This is a genomic window from Aestuariimicrobium ganziense (assembly GCF_015352975.1).
Lineage (GTDB): Bacteria > Actinomycetota > Actinomycetes > Propionibacteriales > Propionibacteriaceae > Aestuariimicrobium > Aestuariimicrobium ganziense.
In genome coordinates this window covers 205,205-224,502 of sequence record NZ_JACYIZ010000003.1, presented here as the reverse complement: position 1 = coordinate 224,502, position 19,298 = coordinate 205,205, and the positions used below count along the sequence as shown (strand labels likewise).

Below are 19,298 nucleotides of genomic sequence, written 5' to 3'. Positions count from 1 at the left end.
GCAATGAAGGCGCTGAGGCTGCACGCTGCCGGCGACGTGCGGGTGCACGACGAGGACGAGCCGACCGCCGCCGAGGGACGCACCCTGGTGCGGATCACCGCGGTGGGCATCTGCGGGTCTGACCTGCACTGGTTCGAGGACGGCAACATCGGCGATGCCGGGCTGACTCGTCCGCTCGTCCCCGGCCACGAGACCGCCGGGGTCGCGGTCGACGGACCGTACGCCGGGCAAGTGGTCGCGGTCGACCCCGCGATCCCGTGCGGGCACTGCGAGATGTGCGAGGAGGGGCACCGCAACCTGTGCCCGACCGTGCAGTTCTCGGGCCACTCGACGCTCGACGGGTCGATGCAGCAGCTGATCAGCTGGCCGACCCACCTGCTGCACCCGCTGCCCGAGGGCTTCACCGCCGCCGACGGTGCGGTGCTCGAGCCGCTCGGCGTGGCGCTGCACGCCTGGGACCTGGCGCACGTGCCAGTCGGGGCGACCGTGGCCGTGGTCGGCTGTGGTCCGATCGGGCTGCTGCTGGTGCAGTTGGCGCTGGCCAGCGGTGCCGCCCGGGTGATCGCGGTCGAACCGCTCGCGCACCGACGTGACATGGCCACCCAGTATGGGGCCGAGGTCGTGCTCACCCCGGACGAGGCCCGAGAGGCTTCCACCTGGGAGCGGCTGACCGGCCTCGGGGCACACGTGGTGTTCGAGGTCGCCGGCAACGATGATGCGGTGACCACCTCGTGCCTGGCCTGCCGTCCCGGCGGACGGGTGATGCTGGTCGGGATTCCCAGTGACGACCACATCGGTTTCACCGCAGGACCGGCCCGCCGCAAGGGCATCGACCTGCGCCTGGTGCGTCGGATGAAGGAGATGTATCCCCGGACGATCGAGCTGGTGCGCTCGGGCAAGATCGACGTGCGCTCGATGGTGACCCAGACGGTGGGGCTGGACGAGGCCGCCTCGGCCTTCGCCGACGCCTCGGCCCGCAAGGGTCTCAAGGTGGTCATCGATCCCAGCAAGTGAGGCCCGGGGGGTCCGACAGAACCTTTCGCGCGGCCGCTGCGTAGTGGAGAGTGAGGGCAACCGCCCTCTTTCCACCCGGTGGCAGGCACCCGGCGCGATGTTTTCTGCCTCGGTGGCGGCGTCGCGGCAGCCGGCACCCTGGCGACCCTGGGCTGGCTGGCTCGGCTGGGGCGAGCTGGGTAGCACCACCCCGCAGCCGGCCGGCCCTCCGACCAGCTTGGCACCAGCCCCTGCACCCACCTTCACCATGCCCATCCGGTGCCGTGGCCGGCGAGCGAGCCTCGGCGCACGGGGCTGCTCTACACCGTCGATGGCAACCTGGGTTTCCTGTTCACGCGTGACGGGTGGCACCTGTGGAACCTGGGTAGCGAGTCAGTGATCCACTCCGGCTCCTACGATCCCGAGTCGGCCGCCTCGGCGGCGGTCCACAACTTCAACCCCGCCGACCCCCACACCGACGGCTACAACTACTGGGCCACGGGCTGACCACTCCAGACCCTCAGGCGGCGAACCAGCGGCGCACCAACTGGATCCGGGCCTCCACCTGGTCGGTGGAGGCCCGCGCCAGCGGCGGCCCCCCGCACTGGCGGCGCAGGTCGGCGTGCACGTGGCTGTGCGGACGACCCGAACTGCGCGCGTACTGGCTGACCAGGGAATTCAGTTCCTTGCGCTTGCCCTCCAGCGCCCGGTGCAGGCTGACCTCGTCGGGCACCCGCTCGCGGCGCTCGGCTCGTCCCCGCCGGGTGACGTGGCGACGTTGGCGTTCGGCGAGCAGGCTGGCCACTTGGTCGGGTTCGAGCAGGCCGGGTAGTCCGAGGTAGTCGGCCTCCTCGTCCGAGGTGGGTTCGGCGTGCAGTCCCCACTGCTGGCCGTCGTGCAGCACGTGGTCGAACCGGGCGGTCGCCTCCAGCGCCTCGAACTGGCCGATCAGGTCGTCCGAGGCCGATTCGGTGCAGTTGGCCTCGGCCAACAACTGCTCGTCCCACAGGCCCTCGTCCGAACTCTTCGGCACCCCGAGCACGTGGTCGCGCTGCCGCTCGAGGTGGGTGGCGTGGGCGAGCAGCAGCGGGACCGTCGGCAGGAAGACGGTCGCCAGTTCGCCCCGACGGCGTGCGCGGACGAATCGTCCGACGGCCTGGGCGAAGAACAGCGGGGTCGAGGTCGCGGTGGCGTAGACCCCCACCGCCAGACGGGGCACGTCGACGCCTTCTGAGACCATCCGCACGGCCACCATCCAGCGCGCGTCAGACTCGGCGAACTCCTCGATCCGCTTGGACGAGCCGGGGGTGTCGGACAGCACCAGGGTGGGCTTGGCGCCGGTGATCTGCTCGAGCGCGCGGGCGTAGGCGCGAGCGGTGGTCTGGCTGGTGGCGATCACCAGCCCGCCGGCGTCGGGCACGTGCCGGCGCACCTGGGACAGGCGGGTGTCGGCGGCGCGCAGCACCGCGGCGATCCACCTCCCCTTGGGGTCAAGCGCGGTGCGCCAGGCCTGGGCGGTGAGGTCCTTGGTGAGGGCTTCGGACAGGTTGGCGGTGATCTCGTCGCCGGCCTTGGTGCGCCAACGCATCGGTCCGCCGTAGTTCATGAACACGACCGGACGAACCACGTGGTCGCGCAGGGCATCGGCGTAGCCGTAGGTGTGGTCGGCGACCGAGCGTCGTCCGCCGTCGGCCTCGACCTCGTACCGCACGAACGGGATCGGGTGCTCGTCGGAGCGGAACGGTGTGCCGGTGAGCATCAGCCGGTGGGTGGCGAGCTGGAAGGCCTGGCCGACCGCCTCACCCCAACTGAGCGAGTCGCCGGCGTGGTGCACCTCGTCCAGGATCACCAGCGTCTTGAAGTGGACGACGCGGGCCTCGGTGCCGAACAGGTTGGCGGCGACCCCGGCATAGGTGAGCACGTGGCCGTCGAACTCACGGCTGCGCCCGCGACGCGACCGTCCCCCCAGACCCGGGTCGAGGTGGATGCCGGCGCGGTTGGCGGCCTCGGCCCACTGCACCTTCAGGTGCTCGGTCGGGCAGACCACGATGATCCGCTCGACGGTGCGGTCGCGCAGCAGTTCGGACGCGACCCGCAGCGCGAAGGTGGTCTTGCCGGCGCCCGGGGTGGCGACGGCGAGGTAGTCCTTGGGTCGCTTGGCGAGGTAGTCGTCGAGGGCAGTCTGCTGCCAGGCCCGCAGGCTCTTGGCGGTGCCCCACGGGGCGCGGCCGGGGAACGCCGGTGACAGGTTGTCGAAGGCGTGGGGCACGGTGGTGGCGTGACGCTCGAAAGGCCTTGTCGCAGCCGCGTCTGGACGCAGCTCAGCCCCGTGGTCGGCGAACTGGTCTGGGGAAGGCATGGACGGCCGAGGCTATCGGCACGCCCTTCGCGACGGTCAAACCGCAACGCCGAGACAGGCTGCCGCGGTCTCTCGTCCTGCTGAAATGTCGTGAAATGCGGCACCAACCCCTCTCCAGAGGCGGTTGGTCGAGCCGGCGTCGACATTTCAGCAGCAAGATGTCAGCGGCGGACGAACACCGCCGCGGTGAACCCGGGCACGTGGAACCCCACGGCGTCGCCCGGCTCGACCCACGCCGTCCGCACCACTGAGTCCGCCGACTCCTGCTGCACTGGGTGCAACTGCCACTGTCCGGCCAGTCCCGGCACCCGCTGGACGACCGTCGTCCCGGTCGCGTTGATCACCACCACCAGACCCGACACCTCGGCATCGACCCGCTCACCGGCCAGGTCGTCCACCAGCATGCAGATCACCCCGGGGTAGTCGATGTCGGTGCCCGAGACCGGGAAGCTCAACTTCTGCCGGATCAGCCCAGCGCTGCCCAGCCGGAAGAGCCGCGACCCTGCCCGCATCCGCAGCAGGTCCTGCGCCATCGCCGTCGCCAGTGCCACGTGCTCAGCCGTCGGCTTGTACTCAGGATTGGCCAGCAGCACAGCCATCAACGGCCAGTGCGCCAGGTTGTCCCAGGCGGGTGGCAGCCCTCGTCCGAAGCCGTTGTCGGCACCCGTCCAGTCGAGCCGGTTGAAGTGGTCGCCGGAGTCGAAGGAGTTGCGGTCCAGCGACTTCGAGCGCAGCAGGTCGGCGCCGGCATGCCACAGCACCGCGGTCTGCGACAGGGTCACGGTGGCCAGGGCGATGGTGTTGAGCCGCACCCGTGCGTCCATCGACACGTGGCGGGGCAGCTTGAGCACCATCGCGTCGAACAGCGTCTCGTTGTCGTGGGCGTCGACGTAGTTGACCACCTCGTCCGGTTCGCTGGCATAGCCAGCGGGGCTGCTGATGCTGTCGGGGTGCACCAGCGGGTCTTCGCCGTAGCGCAACTCGGCGCCGGTGACCGTGCCGCCCTCGGTGCGCTGAAAAGTGAAGTCGACCAGGTTGCCGGCCAGCCCCAGCATCACCAGGTCCTGGTCGATGCCGCGACACGGGCCGGCGGCGGTGGCGAACCCTGGGTGGCGGGGGTCGGCGTCGAAAGGACGACCACCCCGCACGCCGTCACGGATCCGGTCGTTGAAGGTCGCGATCCGGGTGCCGCCGAGGTTGGCCTGGGTGGCTTGGACGAACCGGGCCCCGTCGGCCACCTCACCGAAGTTCCAGCCCTCGCCATACAGCGTGACCCGGCGCGACTGCTCGCGCCCGACCTCGTCCAGCGCCTCGCGCACCTTGACCATGCCGCTCTTGGGGTGGTGACCCATCAAGTCGATCCGGAAGCCGTCGATGCGGTGGTCGCGCGCGAGGGTGGTCATCGAGGCGACGATCAGGTGCTCGGCCATGGCGTGCTCGGTCGCGACATTGTTGGCGGCGGTCGAGTGACAGATGCCGCCCAGCACGTCGCGGCGGTGGTAGTAGCCCGGCACGATCCTGTCGAGCACCGACTGCTCGTCCTGCCCCGAGGCGTGGGTGTGGTTGTAGACCACGTCCATCACCACTCGCAGGCCCATCTGGTGCAGCGCGCCGACCATCGAGCGGAACTCCACGATCCGGGCGCCGCCGTGCTGGTCGATGGCGTAGCTGCCCTCGGGAGTCGTCCAGTGCCACGGGTCGTAGCCCCAGTTGAAGCCGTCGAAGTGGCGGACGCCGGCGATCAGGTCCTGCTGGGCGTCGGAGTCGGGGGCGGCAGCGGCGAGCAGTTCGGGGTCGGCCGACAGCCAGGCCGAGCGGTCGTCCGGGATCGAGCCCAGGTCGAAGGTGGGCAACAGGTGCACGGTGGTCAGCCCGGCCTCGGCCAGCCTGCGCAGGTGGCGGGAGCCGTGGCCGTCGGCGGTGAAGGCCAGGTAGCTGCCCCGAAGTGGTGCGGGGACGAGGTCGTCGTCGCGCGAGAAGTCGCGGATGTGCAGTTCGTAGATCACCTCGTCGACGAAGCGCTCGACGTCGGGCGCGGGGGTGTCGGTCCAGGCCTCGGGCGCCCAGCGCGGGTCGGCGAGGTCGATCGCCACCGAGTGCCGCGAGCCGGCGGTGAGCGCGACCGAGCAGGGGTCGGTGACCCGGTTGGTGAGCACCCGGTCGACGGCGGGGACGTAGACGGTGACGTCGAAGCAGTACTCGAGTCCGTCGGCGTCGCCGACCGTGGTCGCCCACGACCCACCGGGCTCGGCGTCCATCCCGACGACCTGCTCGACGCCGTCGCGCCAGGTGACCAGGGCCACGGTGTGCGCGGTCGGCGCCCAGACCCGGAACTCACCGGACTCGGGCAGGTACCCGTAGCGCCGTGACGTGGCTTCAGCGGCGTACAGGTGGTCGAGCAGCAGCGCGGTCTGGACGCCGGTGCGGGCCTGGGTGCCGTCGGCGGCGGTGGCCACCACCAGCAGTTGGCCACGCAGCAGTGTCTCGACGTCGAGCCGAGGCACCTTCAGCACGTGGTGCCCCGCGAGGTGCGGGTGGGCTGCGGCGATGTCGTCGGGCACCGGGCCGTCGGGGACGAGCGCGGCCAGCGTGGCGTTCAGGCCGTTGGGCGCGATGCCCCCGTCGGGAGCGCTCCACAGCGACCAGGTCGCGTCGTCGGTGATGCCCGGCCACAGCATCAGGTCGGGACGCACCCAGATCGCGCGGGCCTCGGGCGCTGCAGCGGACGACTCTGTCATGGCTCCATGCAACCAGCCCAGCACCCGCTCGTCCTAGGCTGTCGCCCATGTCGCACCCAGTGATGTTCGACGAGGACGACCCGCTGCTGGCCCGGGTGCGGCAGTTGGCGTTCGCCTTCCCCGGGGCACAGGAGAAGATCAGCCACGGTCGTCCGGTGATGTTCACCACCAAGGTGTTCTGCCACTACGGCGGCTCGATCAAGGTTGACGGGCAGTACGTGCAGCACCCGCAGTCGATCATCGTGAAGCTGCCCGAGGACGAGCGCCGCTCGCTGCTGACCGAGCCTCGCTGCTACGCGCCCGCCTACCTTGCAGCAGCCGGGTGGGTCGGGGTCGACCTCGACGAACACACCGACTGGGACGAAGTCGCCGAACTGCTGGACGAGTCGTACCGGCTGACGGCGCCCAGGTCGCTGGTGGCCGAGCACGACCGGATGTACGGCCAGCGGTGACGCCCCGGGCACCACCCGGGACAACCTGGGTGACCCGACACAGCGCTGGTCGACAAACACCACCGGCACGAACGGCATACGCCAGACCCTGGTTGTCTGAACATTGGCTGGGGATCCGGCGTCGGGTGGCTCACGCTCATGGGCGACCCCTACCCTTGTCCAGGCGTCGGGAACTCGATCCCGGTCACCAACACCTCGGTCAACCCGGCCCGTTCGCTGGGTGTCGCCTGGTTCGCCGGTTCGGCCGCCCTCTCGCAGGTCTGGCTGTTCATCGTCGCCCCGCTGATCGGTGCCGCGATCGCCGGCCTGAGCCACACCGTGCTGACCGCCGGAAGGGACGCCCCCAAGCCGCTCGAGGCCGAGGGCCGCGTCACCGACGAGACCAAGCTGAGCTGACCCTCGTCCAACCCGATTCGTGGCGGGAACTTCGCTGTCAAAGGCGCGGTTCCCGCCACGAACCGCGTCTGGGCGCAGGGAATCTGGTTGAAGCCGAAAGTTTTTTTCTGGATCTGGGAATGATCCTGCGGCAGGCGTCGTTCCAACCGGAAAGAGATTGAACCCTCAACCACTCAGATCCTCCAGGAGCACGCCATGTCCCTCACCACCATCAAGGGCAGCTACAACCTCGACCCCAGCCACACCCGCCTCGGCTTCGTGACCCGCCACGCCATGGTCACCAAGGTGCGCGGCTCGTTCGACGAGTTCGAGGGCACCGCCTCCGGCGACGGCGCCAACCCCGAGAGCGCGCAGATCGACGTCACCATCCAGGCCGCCTCGTTCGACTCGCGCAACGACCAGCGCGACGCCCACGTGCGTGGCGAGGACTTCCTCGACGTCGAGAAGTACCCCACCCTGCGCTTCACCTCGACCAAGGTCGAGGTCGTCGACGACGACACCCTCAACGTCACCGGTGACCTGACCATCAAGGACGTCACCAAGTCGATCACCATCCCCTTCGACTTCGAGGGCGAGGCCACCGACCCCTTCGGCAACAGCCGGATCGGCTTCGAGGGCCGCACCAAGCTCAGCCGCAAGGACTTCGGCCTGACCTGGAACGCCGCGCTCGAGACCGGCGGCGTGCTGGTCAGCGACGACATCACCCTCGAGCTCGAGATCTCGGCCATCAAGGCCGCCTGAGCCCACCCCACACGCAGGACGCCCCCATCACCGGTGAGGTGGTGGGGGCGTCACGCGTGTGGCAGAGGGTTGGGTCAGCGACGAGGACGACGGTGGGGGTCCTGGCCCGGCGAGCCCGGCCCGCCGGGAACCGACTCGTCGATCTCCATCTGGATGTGGGTTGCCGCAGGCATTGAAGCGGCGCACCAGCACCTCACGGTCGTCGCACTCACCGACGTCGTCCATCAGTTCCTGCATGTGCGCGGCCATCTGCGCCCGAGCCTCCTGCGAGACCGCCCCGAGCGATGGCCAGCCCGCACGTCGCCGGCATGGCCGCCGTGGTGCGCCTCGATCACCCTGGCACCGAAGGCCTCGACCACGGTGACCGTCACCTTCTCGGCACCGAAGAAGGCCGCCCCGTCGCTCAGCCAGGCCCACCTGGTGCTGGGCGACAGCACGCACGCCGCGCTGTTCGCCGCCCTCGGCTGACCAGCAGGTGGCCAACGAAGGTCCGTCCCCTCGGGGGCGGACCTTCGTTCGTCCCCGCGGTCTCCAGCCATCCGTCACACCCCGTTGGGGTCTTGCGCCGAGGATGATCCTCGTGTGACCATGGAGAGACCTCTGAGGGGAGGTCGCCATGACGGACCCGATCGTGATCACCAGGCACGTGGCCCGTCCGGCCCATGAGGTGTGGCGGCTGTGCACGACGGCAACAGGGCTCTCGCGGTGGTGGTGGCCCATATACCCCGACACCACCTACGAGTTCGACGCCCGCCCCCGCCGTCACTACAGCATCCGCTCCCAGGCCGGTGAGGTCGGCGTGACCGGTGACTTCTTCGTCGTCGAGCCGTGTTCGGAGTTGGAGTTCAGTTGGGTCTGGGACGAACCCGACCCGATCAGTGACCATGTGCGGGTGGTGCTGGTGGGGCGCGACGCCGCCACCACCGAACTCACCGTCACCCACACCATGGTCGAACCCAGCCCGGAGTCACACCTCGAGCACGTGACCGAGTGGAACGAGGTGCTCGACCGGCTCGCAGCGCTCAAGGACTGAGCGTTCGGCCTAGGCTGAGCCGCATGAGCGAACTCAGCCAGGTGGTCGCCGTGCTCGGACGAGGACTCGTTGTCGCAGGCCAGCCGGTGGTCACCGCCGACGACCTCGGCTTCACCCGCGGCGACGGCGCCTTCGACGCCACCCGTGTGGTCACCGCCGATGACGGGTCGTCCACCGTCGACCACCTGGAGCGGCACCTCGACCGGCTCGGACGGTCCTTGGCCGGGCTGGACGCCGACTTCACCGACGACGACCGTCAGGCCTGGCGTGACCTGATCGCCGAGGCCGTCGAGGCGTGGACCGTGCCCGGCGAAGCGATCCTCAAGCTGATGTGGACCCGCGGCCAGGAGAGCTTCGCCAGCCTGCCCGCGACCGGGGTCGCCACGATCACCCCGATCACCCAGCAGGCGCTGGCCGACCGCGAGGGCGTGGCCGCGGTGCTGCTTGACCGCGGCACCAGCATCGACCTGTACCGCGACGTGCCCTGGCTGCTGGGTGGGGTGAAGAGCCTGAGCTATGCGATCAACATGGCCGCCAAGCGCGAGGCCAAGCGCCGTGGCGCCACCGAGGTGGTCTTCACCTCGACCGAGGGCCACTGCCTCGAAGGGCCGAATGCCGCCCTGCTGGTCTGGTCGAACGGGGTGCTCAGCACCACCCCGGCCGGGGCCAGCGGCATCCTGCACTCGATCACCCAGACCGTCGCCTTCGAGGGCGCCGAGGCCGAGGGTGTTCCCACCGAGGTCCGCCTGATCGACCCGGACGAACTGTTCGCCGCCGACGGGGTGTGGCTGGCGTCCTCGATCCGTGGCACCGCACCGATCGTCCGTCTGGACGGTCGCGAGGTGGGCGTCGACCGCGAGTTCACCGCCCGGCTCCGCCGCTGGATCGGGTTCCTGCCACCCCAGGCCGGCTGATGCCCCGGATCATCCACACCGCCCAGGCCCTGGTCGACGAGGTGGCGGTGATCGAGCACCTACCCGACCGCGGCGGCAACGTGATGGCCTCGAGCTTCGTCCGCCAGGCCGGTGGTGCGGTGACGATCCTGGTCGCCGCGGCCCGGCAGGGGGCGACCTGCGTGCACGCCGGGGCCCACGGCACCGGCCCCAACGGCGACCTCGTTCGCCAAGTACTCACCGAGGCCGGAGTCGTCCTGTCGGCACCACCGGTGGACGAGGTCGACACCGGGGTGTGCTGGGTGATGGTCGAGGCCACCGCCGAGCGGACCTTCGTCACCACCTTGGGCGCCGAACGCCGGATCAGCGTCGAGAGCCTGGCCACCTCGGCGCCGGTTCCGGGTGACCTGGTCTGCATCAGTGGCTACACCCTGGCGGTCGAGCAGACCCGCGATCCGTTGGTCGCCTGGCTCGAGACGCTCGATTCCGGCGTGCGGGTGGTGCTCGACCCCGGTGCGGTGTTCGCCGAGTTGGACGACGACCTGCGCCGACGGGTGCTGGCGCGCACCGCGATCTGGACCGGCAACGCCGAGGAGTCCGAGGCCCTGACCGGACGAACTGACATGGCCGAGGCCGCCCAGGCCGCCCTGGACCACCTACCGGTCGACGCCGCAGCGGTCGTCCGCGACGGCCAGCACGGCTGTGCGGTGGCGTGGGACGACCAGGTGCACGCCTCGCCGGGGTTCCCGCAGAAGCCGGTCGACACCAATGGCGCCGGTGACACCCACACCGGGGTGCTGGTGGCCGCTCTGGCCGCGGACCTGACGTGGCCTGAGGCGACCAGGCGGGCCAACGCGGCGGCCGCGATCAAGGTCACACGACTGGGTCCGGGTTCGTCCCCCACGACGGACGAGGTGGACGCGTTCCTCGCGGAGCACCCGGCCTGACAGGTCGGCTGGTCAGTGGCGGCGCAGCATCGTCCACAGCCCGATCACCGCGACGGCGATCGCAACGCCGAGCACGATGTGGATGGTCTCGGCGCCCATCTCGGCCAGACCGATCTGCAGCAGGCCCATCACCGGGATGCTGGTCGCGTGGTAGAAGACGCCCTTGTGGGCATTCTCGCGCGAGTACTTCCAGGCGAAGACCGCGGCGACGATCGACACGATGAACAGGGCGTAGCCACTCCAGCCGTGCACGTCGCGGATGCCATCGACTCCTGCGGCGAGCATGAAGCCGAGCACGGCCTGCAGAACCGCCAGGACTGACATCGCCAAGGTCATGCCGCGCAGGGTGCGCAGGCTCGAGGTGGTGGCGGCAGGCGGTGTCGTCTGGGTCATGGGGCCAGCGTAGCGGGGCCGTGCGTGACCTCGGTGCGCACACCTGTCTCGCGACGGTAGTCTGACGATCAGTTGGTGCCGGTACCCACGCTGTGGAGGTCACGTGAAGGACGTCGTCGTCTTCTCCGGGAGCGCCCACAAGGACCTGGCGCGCGAAATCTGTGAGTACCTCGACATCGAGTTGTCGCACGCCAGGATCAGCCGGTTCAGCAACGACTGCCTGCAGGCCCAGTTGCTGGCCAACTGCCGCAAGAAGGACGTCTACATCATCCAGCCGTTGGTGCCGCCGACCCAGGAGCACCTGGTCGAGTTGCTGATGATGATCGATGCCGCCCGCGGCGCCTCGGCCCAGCAGATCACCGCGGTGATGCCGCACTACGCCTATGCACGATCCGACAAGAAGGACCACTCGCGGATCTCGTTGGGTGGCCGCCTGGTCGCCGACCTGTTGGTCACCGCCGGGGTCTCGCGGGTGCTGACCATGGCCTTGCACGCCCCGCAGGTGCACGGCTTCTTCAACTGCCCCGTCGACCACCTCACCGCCATCGGCGAACTGGCCAACCACTACCGCGGACGCGACCTGACCGACCACATCGTGGTCTCACCCGACCTCGGCAACGCCAAGACCGCCACTCAGTTCTCGCGATTGCTGAACCTGCCGGTCGCCGCCGGCTCGAAGCAGCGCCTGGCCGACGACAAGGTCGTCATCGACTCGATCGTCGGTGACGTCAGCGGCAAGCACGCCATCGTGCTGGACGACGAGATCGCCACCGGCGGCTCGATCGTCGAACTGCTCGAACGCCTCGAGGACTTCGGGGCCACAGGCGCCTCGATCAACTGCACCCACGGCCTGTTCACCGGCAAGGCGGTCGAGCGGCTCAGCAACCACCCGTTCGTCACCGAGGTGGTCACCACCAACACCGTGCCCCCGCCGCAGGACTGGCCCGACCTGCGGGTGCGTTCGATCGCCCCGCTGATCGGCGACGCGATCTGCCGAATCAACGAGGGACGATCGGTCTCGAAGCTGTTCAAGGGCGTCGACCCGGCCTACGCGCCGCCTCCGGCACCCGACCAGCTGTTCTGAACCTCGACGCGACAAGGGATGTCACGCTTCGTCACCGGATCGTGACCACAGGGCTCTCGCCAACTGCCCCGCCGCGCACTCATCCTTGACCACATGAAGCTGCGCCTGTTGTTGGCCCTCGCCCTGGCCGTGGTGCTCGGGGTCGGACCGTTCTCGCCCCTGGCGGCCCAGGCCTGCGCCTGCGGGGCTGTGGTCACCGACTCGCGGGCCTCGATCGACGGCGAGACCGCGATCGTCGCCTTCGACGGGACGACCGAGCAGATCGACATGGTGCTCTCGTTGACCGGTGCTGCCGCGTCGGCGGCCTGGATCATGCCGACCCCGCGAGGCACTCAGCTGGGCCTGGGCGACCGGGAGCACTTCACCACGCTCGAACGCCTCGTCCAGCCACGTCGCGACAGCCGTCCCTCGTTCCGCCTCAATTGGCCCGCGTTCGGCGCAGGTGACGGAGGCAGCACCGGCGCGCCGCAGTCTCGTCCCCCGGTGCAGGTCGACGACATCACCGACGTGGGCCCATTCCGGGTGACCACGTTGTCGGGCACGGACGCGTCGGCGGTCAACGGTTGGCTCACCACCCAGGGCTACCCGACCAAGCCGACGATCATCGGCGTGCTGCAGGAATACCTCGACCAGGGCTGGGTGATCCAGGCGGTCAAGCTCGTGCCGGCCGTTGCGGGATCGACACTGTCGCCCGACCTGACCCCACTCAGGCTGAGCTTCGAGACCACCACCCCGGTCTACCCGATCAAGTTGTCGAGCAAGGCCACCACCCGCCAGCGGGTCAGCCTCTACCTGGTCGGGCCCCGCGGACTGCGGATCGACCAGGACGCATCTCCTGACAGCCCGCTCGAGATCATCCGCTCGACCTACATTTCGCCGTCGGTGGTCGGACGCGACTCAGCCGAGCAGTGGTGGCTGACCGCCTACCAAGGCGTGCTCAACCCCGAGGAGATCACCGCCGACTACACCTTCACCACCGACGACCCGCCTGCGCCCTACCAGCGGGTGATCCACACCGGCCACGCCTGGGGTCCCGACGTGGTGCTGATGTCGATGCTGATCGTTCCAGTGGGGTTGTTCGCCAGTGTTGTCGTGGGTGCGGTCCTGCTCGTACGACGAGGGCTGCGTCAGCGCGCGTCCTGACGACCCGGACGCATCCGCCCCCACACCATCCATGGCGCCAGTGCGACCAGGGCCACGCCCACCAGCAGCACCGGCGCCCACAGCAGCTTCAGGGCGTCGACGAAGGCGCTGCCGAGCGCACTCGCGGTGACCACCAGCACCAACACGGTGATCGCGAACCAGCCCACGGCCACCACGACCCGGGAGGCCTTCACGCTGCGCACCATGGTCTGGTGGGCCACCGCCACAATCACCACCACCGGCACCACCAGCACGAAGAAGGCAGCCAGCCCCACCAGCAGTCCGAGACCGATGGTGCGCACCACGTCCTCACCGCCGGTGCCGAGCTCATCGGCCATCGGGTCACCGAACAGGGCCATCAGCCCGCCGAGGACTCCGGCCAGCAGCAGTGCCAGCACCATCACCAGCAGGGTGCGTCCGATCACCGGACCACGCTCGGGTGCCTGCAGCGGCACCTGGGTGGTGTCGATCAGACCCGAGTGGTGCTGCTCGCGTGGGCGGGCCATCAGGCACTCCGCTGCACAGGGGTCTGGTCGTCGAAGGGCCAGCCCACGATCATCGGCTGGTCAAGTCCCTGCTCGATGTAGTGCTCCCAGCCGAAGCCCTCACGAAACATCTCCTCGGGCATCAACAGCATGCCGGCGGCGTCGGGCTGTGAGGCGTGGCAGGCCAGCGCGGCCCGCTTCTGGTCGATGACCCCGCGCACGTCGACGGCCCACTGGATCTCGTCCTCAGGGGTGCCGAACAGGTTGCCGTCGGGCAGCGGCGAGTCGATGTCCCACGCGTCGTCGGGGGGCATCAGCCCCGCTTCGACCGCGGCGGCGAAACCACGCCGCATGGCGTCACGGTTGCCGGTGACCTGCAGCACCCGCGGTCGCCGTGCGGCCTGCTCGACGGCGGCATTCATCACCCGGTGCACCTGCACGTGGTCAGGGTGGCCGTAGTTGCCGTGGAAGTCGTAACCGATCAGCACGTCGGCGTCCTCGTCGTCGAGCACGTCGGCGACCCGTCGTCCGGCCTCGGTGACGTCGGCCATGACGAAGGCGAACTCGTGGCTGTTCTGGTCCCAGCCGTGCATGCCCGAGTCGGCATAGCCGAGCCAGACCAGCCGGTCGACGCCGAGCACGCGGGCGCTGGCCTCGGCCTCGCGACGGCGCAGCGACACCAGGTCGTCGGTTTCGTCCAGGTCGTCGGGCACGGCACCGTGGTCGCCGTTGGTGCAGCAGATCCAGACCACGCGGTGCCCGGCGTCGTGCGCCAGCGCCATCGTCCCGGCAGTCTGCGACGACTCGTCATCGGGATGGGCGTGCATGAAGACCAGCGTTGACATGCGCACCAAGATACCGTCGGCCCATGGTCACCACGCTTCCCGAGGGCTTCACCCTGCTCGAGTCCGATCCTGAGTTCGGCGGCCTCAGTTCGCTGCGCGTGCACACCCAGGCTGCCGACCTTGTCGTGCTGCCCCACGGTGCCCATGTCTGCCACTGGCAGCCTGCCGGTGAACGCCCGGTGCTGTGGATGAGTGCCCACTCGCACTTCAGCGCGGGCCAGCCCGTGCGCGGCGGGGTACCGATCTGCTTCCCGTGGTTCGGCCCCGGACGCAGCGGTGACCAGGTTCCTGCGCACGGGTGGGCACGGATCGTCGGCTGGCGGCTCGTCCTCGCGAAGGTGGACGAGGGTGATGCGGTGGTCGAGTTCGTCCTCGAGCCGGAGGCCGTCGCCGGTCAGCCGGGCGCCGCCGAGATGGGCGACTTCGAGGCCCGCTACCGCGTGCAGGCTGGACGAACACTCACCCTGTCACTGACCGTCACCGCCGGTGAGGTGCCGCTCGACGTCGAGCAGGCACTGCACACCTACCTCGCTGTGGACGACCTCCACGAGGCTTCGGTGTCGGGTCTGGACGGCGACGCCCACCTCGACAAGGTGACCGGGCAGCACGAGACCCAGTCGGGTGACGTGGAGTTCACCGCAGAGACCGACCGAGTCTACGACTCGGCCGGTCCGGTGGTGCTGAACGCAGGCGCGCGCACGGTCGAGGTGACGACCGAAGGCGCGGCCCAGACCGTGGTCTGGAACCCGTGGATCGCCAAGGCGGCCGCGATGCCCGACTACGGCGACGACGAGTGGCCGGGCATGGTCTGCATCGAGGCGGCGAACGTGCTCGACCGGCCGATCAGGCTCGAGCCAGGGCAGTCGCACACCACGAGGGCGCGCTACCGCCTGGCCTGAACCTGGCCAGTTGGGGGTGGATCAGTCCTCGGCAGCCATCCGCGCCGGGGCAGCGACCAGCACCTCGTGCCACGAGGCGACGTCGGGGCGCTGACGCAGCAGTGCTCGGCGTTCCCGTTCGGTCATGCCACCCCACACACCCCACTCGATTCGGTTGTCGAGGGCCTCGGCGAGGCACTCGGCACGCACGGGGCAACCGACGCAGATCGCGGTGGCCCGCTTCTGCTGCTTGCCTTCGGGGAAGAGATCGTCTTCGGCTCCCTTGCAGCGAGCCAGTTCAAACCAGGTGACCGTCTGGGTTCGAGCCAATTGCGTTGCCCTTCCTGGGGTGGCGAAGCACTCGGCTGTGAGCACTTCGTCGTGTCAGATGGTTTGTTCACTCAACCATCTATCCCAGCGGGTGTAAACCCTTTCCCCGCGTGAACCCACCCTCTGGGGTTTGTTGACAGGCGTCAGCAGGAGGGTTTGGTGCCCGGGGCGGGGCCGAACTCGACGTCGTTGAAGACCCACTTCTTGGCCCACGCGTAGTAGGCGTCCTGATCTGCGGAGTCGTAGGGGTTGTCCTTGGCGCAGCGGGCCACGTAGTAGCCGACCACCTCGGCCATCACCTCGGAGCTGCCGTAGCCGTAGTCGCTGAACCGACCCTCGGCGCGGTGCAGCTTCTGGAACGACTTCCAGTAGGCGGGGGCGGCGTTGCGGTCCTTGTGCAGCACGTGGGTGAGTTCGTGGATGAGCAGCCGGGTGATCCGGCCGTCATCACCCTGCTGGTGGGCGGTGATCATCTTGGCGAAGTCCAGGGTGACCGCTCCGGGCCTGGTCAGGCCGTAGTCGCCCCAGGCCCAACTGCGGGTCGGTCCGGCGTGCAGCCTGAGCTTGCCGTCGTTCTTGGCCTTGATCTGGGCCATGAAGGGGGTGCAGTTGATGCCGTCGAGTGACTGCCACACGATCTTGACCAGCGGACGGAAGCGCGGGTTCGTCCAGCCGTCACCGGTGAGCTGGAGGCCGAAGACGCGCTGCATCTGGGCGTGCACCTGGGGCAGGGTCTTGCCGTCGGGGAAGGGGTGCTTGGCCAGGCAGGGTTCGGCGATGCCGGCGACAGGGGGTGGGGTGACCGGGGCCACCGGCAGGGCGTTGCGGGCGACCTCACCTGGTGGAGGTGGGGGAATGATGCCACCGACGCCGATCTGCAGCACGGCAGCCAGCAGCGAGAACACTGCACCCACCACCACGCCACGCACGCCGATCGTCCTTCACTCGAGTCGCGCCGACCAACGAAGAGCCGGCACCTGAGAGTTTCTCAGGTGCCGGCCCCTCATTCAACTCCGGGTCCGGGAAACCCCGCTCAGACCACCCCGAGGGCGACCATGGCGTTGGCGACCTTGAGGAAACCGGCCAGGTTGGCGCCGACGACGTAGTTGCCGGGCTGGCCGTACTCCTCGGCGGTCACCACGCACTCGTCGTGGATGGCGTTCATGATCTGGAAGAGGCGTTCCTCGGTGGTCTCGAAGTCCCAGGAGTCGCGGCTGGCGTTCTGCTGCATCTCCAGCGCGCTGGTGGCCACGCCACCGGCGTTGGACGCCTTGCCGGGTGCGTACAGCACCTTGGCCGCGTTGAACACCTCGATGGCCTCGGGCGTGGTGGGCATGTTGGCGCCCTCGGCGACCAGCTTGACCCCGTTGTCGACCAGGGCACGGGCGTCTTCGGCGTCGAGTTCGTTCTGGGTGGCACACGGCAGGGCGATGTCGCAGGGCACGTGCCAGATGGTCTTGTCAGAGACCACGTGCGAGCCGGGACGCTCGTCGGCGTACTCCTGCACGCGACCGCGGCGCACCTCCTTGATCTCCTTGACCAGGTCGAGGTCGATGCCGTGCTCGTCGACCAGGTGGCCGGACGAGTCCGACATCGCGACCACGGTCGCGCCCAACTGCTGGGCCTTCTCGACGGCGTAGATCGCCACGTTGCCCGCACCCGAGACCACGACGCGCTTCCCCTCGAAGGAGTCGCCGCGAGCGCGCAGCATGGCGTCGGCGAAGAAGACGGTGCCGTAGCCGGTGGCCTCGGTGCGCACCTGCGAGCCGCCCCACGAGATGCCCTTGCCGGTGAGCACACCCGACTCGTAGCGGTTGGTGATGCGCTTGTACTGGCCGAACATGTAGCCGATCTCGCGGCCGCCGACGCCGATGTCGCCGGCGGGCACGTCGGTGTACTCACCGAGGTGGCGGTACAGCTCGGTCATGAACGACTGGCAGAAGCGCATGATCTCGAGGTCGCTTCGGCCCTTGGGGTCGAAGTCCGAGCCGCCCTTGCCGCCGCCGATCGGCATGCCGGTGAGGGCGTTCTTGAAGATCTGTTCGAAGCCGAGGAACTTGATGATCGACAGGTTCACCGACGGGTGGAAGCGCAGGCCGCCCTTGTAGGGACCCAGGGCGGAGTTGAACTCGACCCGAAAGCCCCGGTGGATCTCGACCTGGCCGGCGTCGTTGACCCACGGCACGCGGAAGATGATCTGGCGCTCAGGCTCACAGACGCGGGCGAGCACGCCGCCGTCGATGTACTCGGGGTTGCGGTCAGCGATCGGGGTGAGGCTGTGCATCACCTCGAACACGGCCTGGTGGAACTCAGGCTCGCCCGGGTTGCGCTTGAGAACCGCATCGAAGCTGGCCTGGAGGCCAGGGTGGAGCTGCTCGACCATGGGGATCTTTCCCTTCAATGACGTGACCCCGACACAGTAGTGCGCACCGATTGGGACGCCACGCCGAGTCCGCATCGTGCGCACTAGCGTGCAGGGCATGTCCGTGTTCACCATCCAGCCCAACACCGCAGCGATCAGCGACGCCGAGCGCAGCCAGATCCTGGCCCAGCCCGGGTTCGGCGCCTACTTCACCGACCACATGGCCCTGGCCCAGTGGTCGACCGACCAGGTCTGGCACGGGCACCGGATCGCGGCGACCGCTCCGCTGCAGTTGCACCCGTCGGCGGCGGTGCTGCACTACGGGCAGGAGATCTTCGAGGGGATGAAGGCCTACCGTCACGACGAGGGCTCGGTGTGGCTGTTCCGTCCCGAGAAGAACGCGGCACGCTTCGCGAAGTCGGCGGTGCGGCTGGGCATGCCGGCCCTGCCCGAGGACGTCTTCCTCGACTCGGTGTTCAGCCTGGTCGACCTCGACCGCGCCTGGGTGCCCGAGAACTCCGGTGAGCAGAACCTCTACCTTCGTCCGTTCATGATCGCCTCGGAGCCGCTGATCGGGGTGCGCGCGGCCACCCAGTACACCTACTGCGTGCTGGCCACGCCGGCCGGCGCCTACTACTCGGCGCCGATGAGGCTGTGGATCACCCCGAACTACTCGCGGGCCTCGGTCGGCGGCACCGGCGAGGCCAAGTGCGGCGGCAACTACGCGGCGTCGCTGGCCGCTGCCGACGAGGCCGCCGAGCAGGGCTGCGGCCAGGTGCTCTGGCTCGACGGGGCCGAGCACCGCTGGATCGAGGAGTGCGGCACGATGAACATCTGCTTCATCACCGCCGACGGTGAGCTGATCACGCCTGCGCTGCGTGGCACGATCCTGGACGGGGTGACCCGTGACTCGGTGCTGCAGTTGGCCGGCGACCACGCGCTGCAGGCGGTGGAGCGTCCGATCGACGTGGACGAGTTGCGCACCCGCGTCACCGACGGCTCGATCACCGAGGTGCTGGCCTGCGGCACCGCGGCGGTGGTCACCCCGATCACCGGGTTCAAGGCCCCCGACGGCAGCGAGTTGACCGTGGCCGACGGCGAGGTGGGGCCCAAGACCTCCGCGATCCGTCGCCACCTGCTCGACATCCAGTACGGACGAGCCGCCGACACCCGCGGCTGGATGCACCGAGTCGGGGCCTGAGCACCCACGTCGCCAGCTCACTGGG

At 69.3% G+C, this 19,298-nt stretch carries 21 protein-coding genes; 13 read left to right on the top strand and 8 right to left on the bottom strand.

Features of this window, described 5'->3' with window-relative positions; translation table 11 throughout:
- Positions 1 to 3: 3 nt before the first annotated feature.
- Entirely contained in the window at positions 4 to 1,014 is a 1,011-nt protein-coding gene (locus IE660_RS07025) for a zinc-dependent alcohol dehydrogenase (protein WP_203567622.1), read from the top strand.
- 258 nt (positions 1,015 to 1,272) lie between these two features.
- The gene (locus IE660_RS07020) at positions 1,273 to 1,500 is read left to right on the top strand and encodes a hypothetical protein (protein ID WP_203567621.1); all 228 of its coding nucleotides are present in this window, start codon (positions 1,273 to 1,275) and stop codon (positions 1,498 to 1,500) included.
- 13 nt (positions 1,501 to 1,513) lie between these two features.
- Here IE660_RS07020 and IE660_RS07015 read toward each other — a convergent pair whose 3' ends face one another.
- Together IE660_RS07015 and pulA are read right to left on the bottom strand one after the other, a co-directional pair.
- A complete protein-coding gene (locus IE660_RS07015) occupies positions 1,514 to 3,352 on the bottom strand; it encodes a DEAD/DEAH box helicase (RefSeq protein WP_203567620.1) in 1,839 nt (612 codons plus the stop codon).
- A gap of 161 nt (positions 3,353 to 3,513) precedes the next feature.
- Positions 3,514 to 6,090 carry a pullulanase-type alpha-1,6-glucosidase gene (gene pulA / locus IE660_RS07010; RefSeq protein WP_203567619.1) on the bottom strand — a complete coding sequence of 859 codons (2,577 nt, stop codon included), beginning with the start codon at positions 6,088 to 6,090 and terminating at the stop codon, positions 3,514 to 3,516.
- Between the two features lie 47 nt (positions 6,091 to 6,137).
- Between pulA and IE660_RS07005 the strand changes: the two genes are divergently transcribed.
- From IE660_RS07005 to IE660_RS06975, 7 genes are all read left to right on the top strand, one after another.
- Complete coding sequence (locus IE660_RS07005) at positions 6,138 to 6,542, top strand: MmcQ/YjbR family DNA-binding protein (protein ID WP_203567618.1); 405 nt, start codon at positions 6,138 to 6,140, stop codon at positions 6,540 to 6,542.
- Between the two features lie 138 nt (positions 6,543 to 6,680).
- On the top strand, positions 6,681 to 6,938 hold the full coding sequence (locus IE660_RS07000) for an aquaporin (RefSeq protein ID WP_328701882.1): 258 nt from the start codon (positions 6,681 to 6,683) through the stop codon (positions 6,936 to 6,938).
- A gap of 195 nt (positions 6,939 to 7,133) precedes the next feature.
- Positions 7,134 to 7,679, top strand: coding sequence for a YceI family protein (locus tag IE660_RS06995; RefSeq protein ID WP_203567617.1), 546 nt, complete (start codon positions 7,134 to 7,136; stop codon positions 7,677 to 7,679).
- A gap of 153 nt (positions 7,680 to 7,832) precedes the next feature.
- Complete coding sequence (locus IE660_RS06990) at positions 7,833 to 8,147, top strand: hypothetical protein (protein WP_203567616.1); 315 nt, start codon at positions 7,833 to 7,835, stop codon at positions 8,145 to 8,147.
- Between the two features lie 148 nt (positions 8,148 to 8,295).
- On the top strand, positions 8,296 to 8,712 hold the full coding sequence (locus IE660_RS06985) for an SRPBCC family protein (protein ID WP_203567615.1): 417 nt from the start codon (positions 8,296 to 8,298) through the stop codon (positions 8,710 to 8,712).
- A gap of 23 nt (positions 8,713 to 8,735) precedes the next feature.
- Entirely contained in the window at positions 8,736 to 9,626 is an 891-nt protein-coding gene (locus IE660_RS06980; RefSeq protein WP_203567614.1) for an aminotransferase class IV, read from the top strand.
- Entirely contained in the window at positions 9,626 to 10,552 is a 927-nt protein-coding gene (locus IE660_RS06975) for a PfkB family carbohydrate kinase (protein ID WP_203567613.1), read from the top strand. The genes IE660_RS06980 and IE660_RS06975 overlap by 1 nt, the downstream gene beginning before the upstream one ends.
- 12 nt (positions 10,553 to 10,564) lie before the next feature.
- On the opposite strand, the gene IE660_RS06970 is transcribed toward IE660_RS06975, so the two are convergent.
- Positions 10,565 to 10,945 (bottom strand): hypothetical protein, encoded by a 381-nt coding sequence (locus IE660_RS06970; RefSeq protein ID WP_203567612.1) that lies wholly within the window; start codon positions 10,943 to 10,945, stop codon positions 10,565 to 10,567.
- 103 nt (positions 10,946 to 11,048) lie between these two features.
- Between IE660_RS06970 and IE660_RS06965 the strand changes: the two genes are divergently transcribed.
- Together IE660_RS06965 and IE660_RS06960 are read left to right on the top strand one after the other, a co-directional pair.
- A complete protein-coding gene (locus IE660_RS06965; protein WP_203567611.1) occupies positions 11,049 to 12,029 on the top strand; it encodes a ribose-phosphate diphosphokinase in 981 nt (326 codons plus the stop codon).
- 93 nt (positions 12,030 to 12,122) lie between these two features.
- Positions 12,123 to 13,172, top strand: a complete 1,050-nt coding sequence (locus tag IE660_RS06960; RefSeq protein ID WP_203567610.1) for a DUF2330 domain-containing protein — start codon at positions 12,123 to 12,125, stop codon at positions 13,170 to 13,172.
- Here the strand turns inward: IE660_RS06960 and IE660_RS06955 are convergent.
- A complete protein-coding gene (locus tag IE660_RS06955; protein ID WP_203567609.1) occupies positions 13,157 to 13,678 on the bottom strand; it encodes a hypothetical protein in 522 nt (173 codons plus the stop codon). The genes IE660_RS06960 and IE660_RS06955 overlap by 16 nt on opposite strands.
- Complete coding sequence (locus tag IE660_RS06950) at positions 13,678 to 14,502, bottom strand: PIG-L family deacetylase (RefSeq protein ID WP_235997128.1); 825 nt, start codon at positions 14,500 to 14,502, stop codon at positions 13,678 to 13,680. The genes IE660_RS06955 and IE660_RS06950 overlap by 1 nt, the downstream gene beginning before the upstream one ends.
- Positions 14,503 to 14,525: 23 nt before the next feature.
- On the opposite strand from IE660_RS06950, the gene IE660_RS06945 reads away from it, so the two are divergent.
- Positions 14,526 to 15,401, top strand: coding sequence for a D-hexose-6-phosphate mutarotase (locus IE660_RS06945; protein WP_203567608.1), 876 nt, complete (start codon positions 14,526 to 14,528; stop codon positions 15,399 to 15,401).
- A 21-nt stretch (positions 15,402 to 15,422) separates the two neighbouring features.
- On the opposite strand, the gene IE660_RS06940 is transcribed toward IE660_RS06945, so the two are convergent.
- The 3 genes from IE660_RS06940 to gdhA all read right to left on the bottom strand — a co-directional run bounded on the left by IE660_RS06940 (position 15,423) and on the right by gdhA (position 18,093).
- Positions 15,423 to 15,710, bottom strand: coding sequence for a WhiB family transcriptional regulator (locus IE660_RS06940; protein WP_203567607.1), 288 nt, complete (start codon positions 15,708 to 15,710; stop codon positions 15,423 to 15,425).
- Positions 15,711 to 15,853: 143 nt separating this feature from the next.
- Positions 15,854 to 16,639 (bottom strand): hypothetical protein, encoded by a 786-nt coding sequence (locus IE660_RS06935; RefSeq protein WP_203567606.1) that lies wholly within the window; start codon positions 16,637 to 16,639, stop codon positions 15,854 to 15,856.
- A 104-nt stretch (positions 16,640 to 16,743) separates the two neighbouring features.
- The gene (gene gdhA / locus IE660_RS06930; RefSeq protein ID WP_203567605.1) at positions 16,744 to 18,093 is read right to left on the bottom strand and encodes an NADP-specific glutamate dehydrogenase; all 1,350 of its coding nucleotides are present in this window, start codon (positions 18,091 to 18,093) and stop codon (positions 16,744 to 16,746) included.
- A gap of 97 nt (positions 18,094 to 18,190) precedes the next feature.
- Between gdhA and IE660_RS06925 the strand changes: the two genes are divergently transcribed.
- A complete protein-coding gene (locus tag IE660_RS06925; RefSeq protein WP_203567604.1) occupies positions 18,191 to 19,273 on the top strand; it encodes a branched-chain amino acid aminotransferase in 1,083 nt (360 codons plus the stop codon).
- Positions 19,274 to 19,298 lie beyond the last annotated feature (25 nt).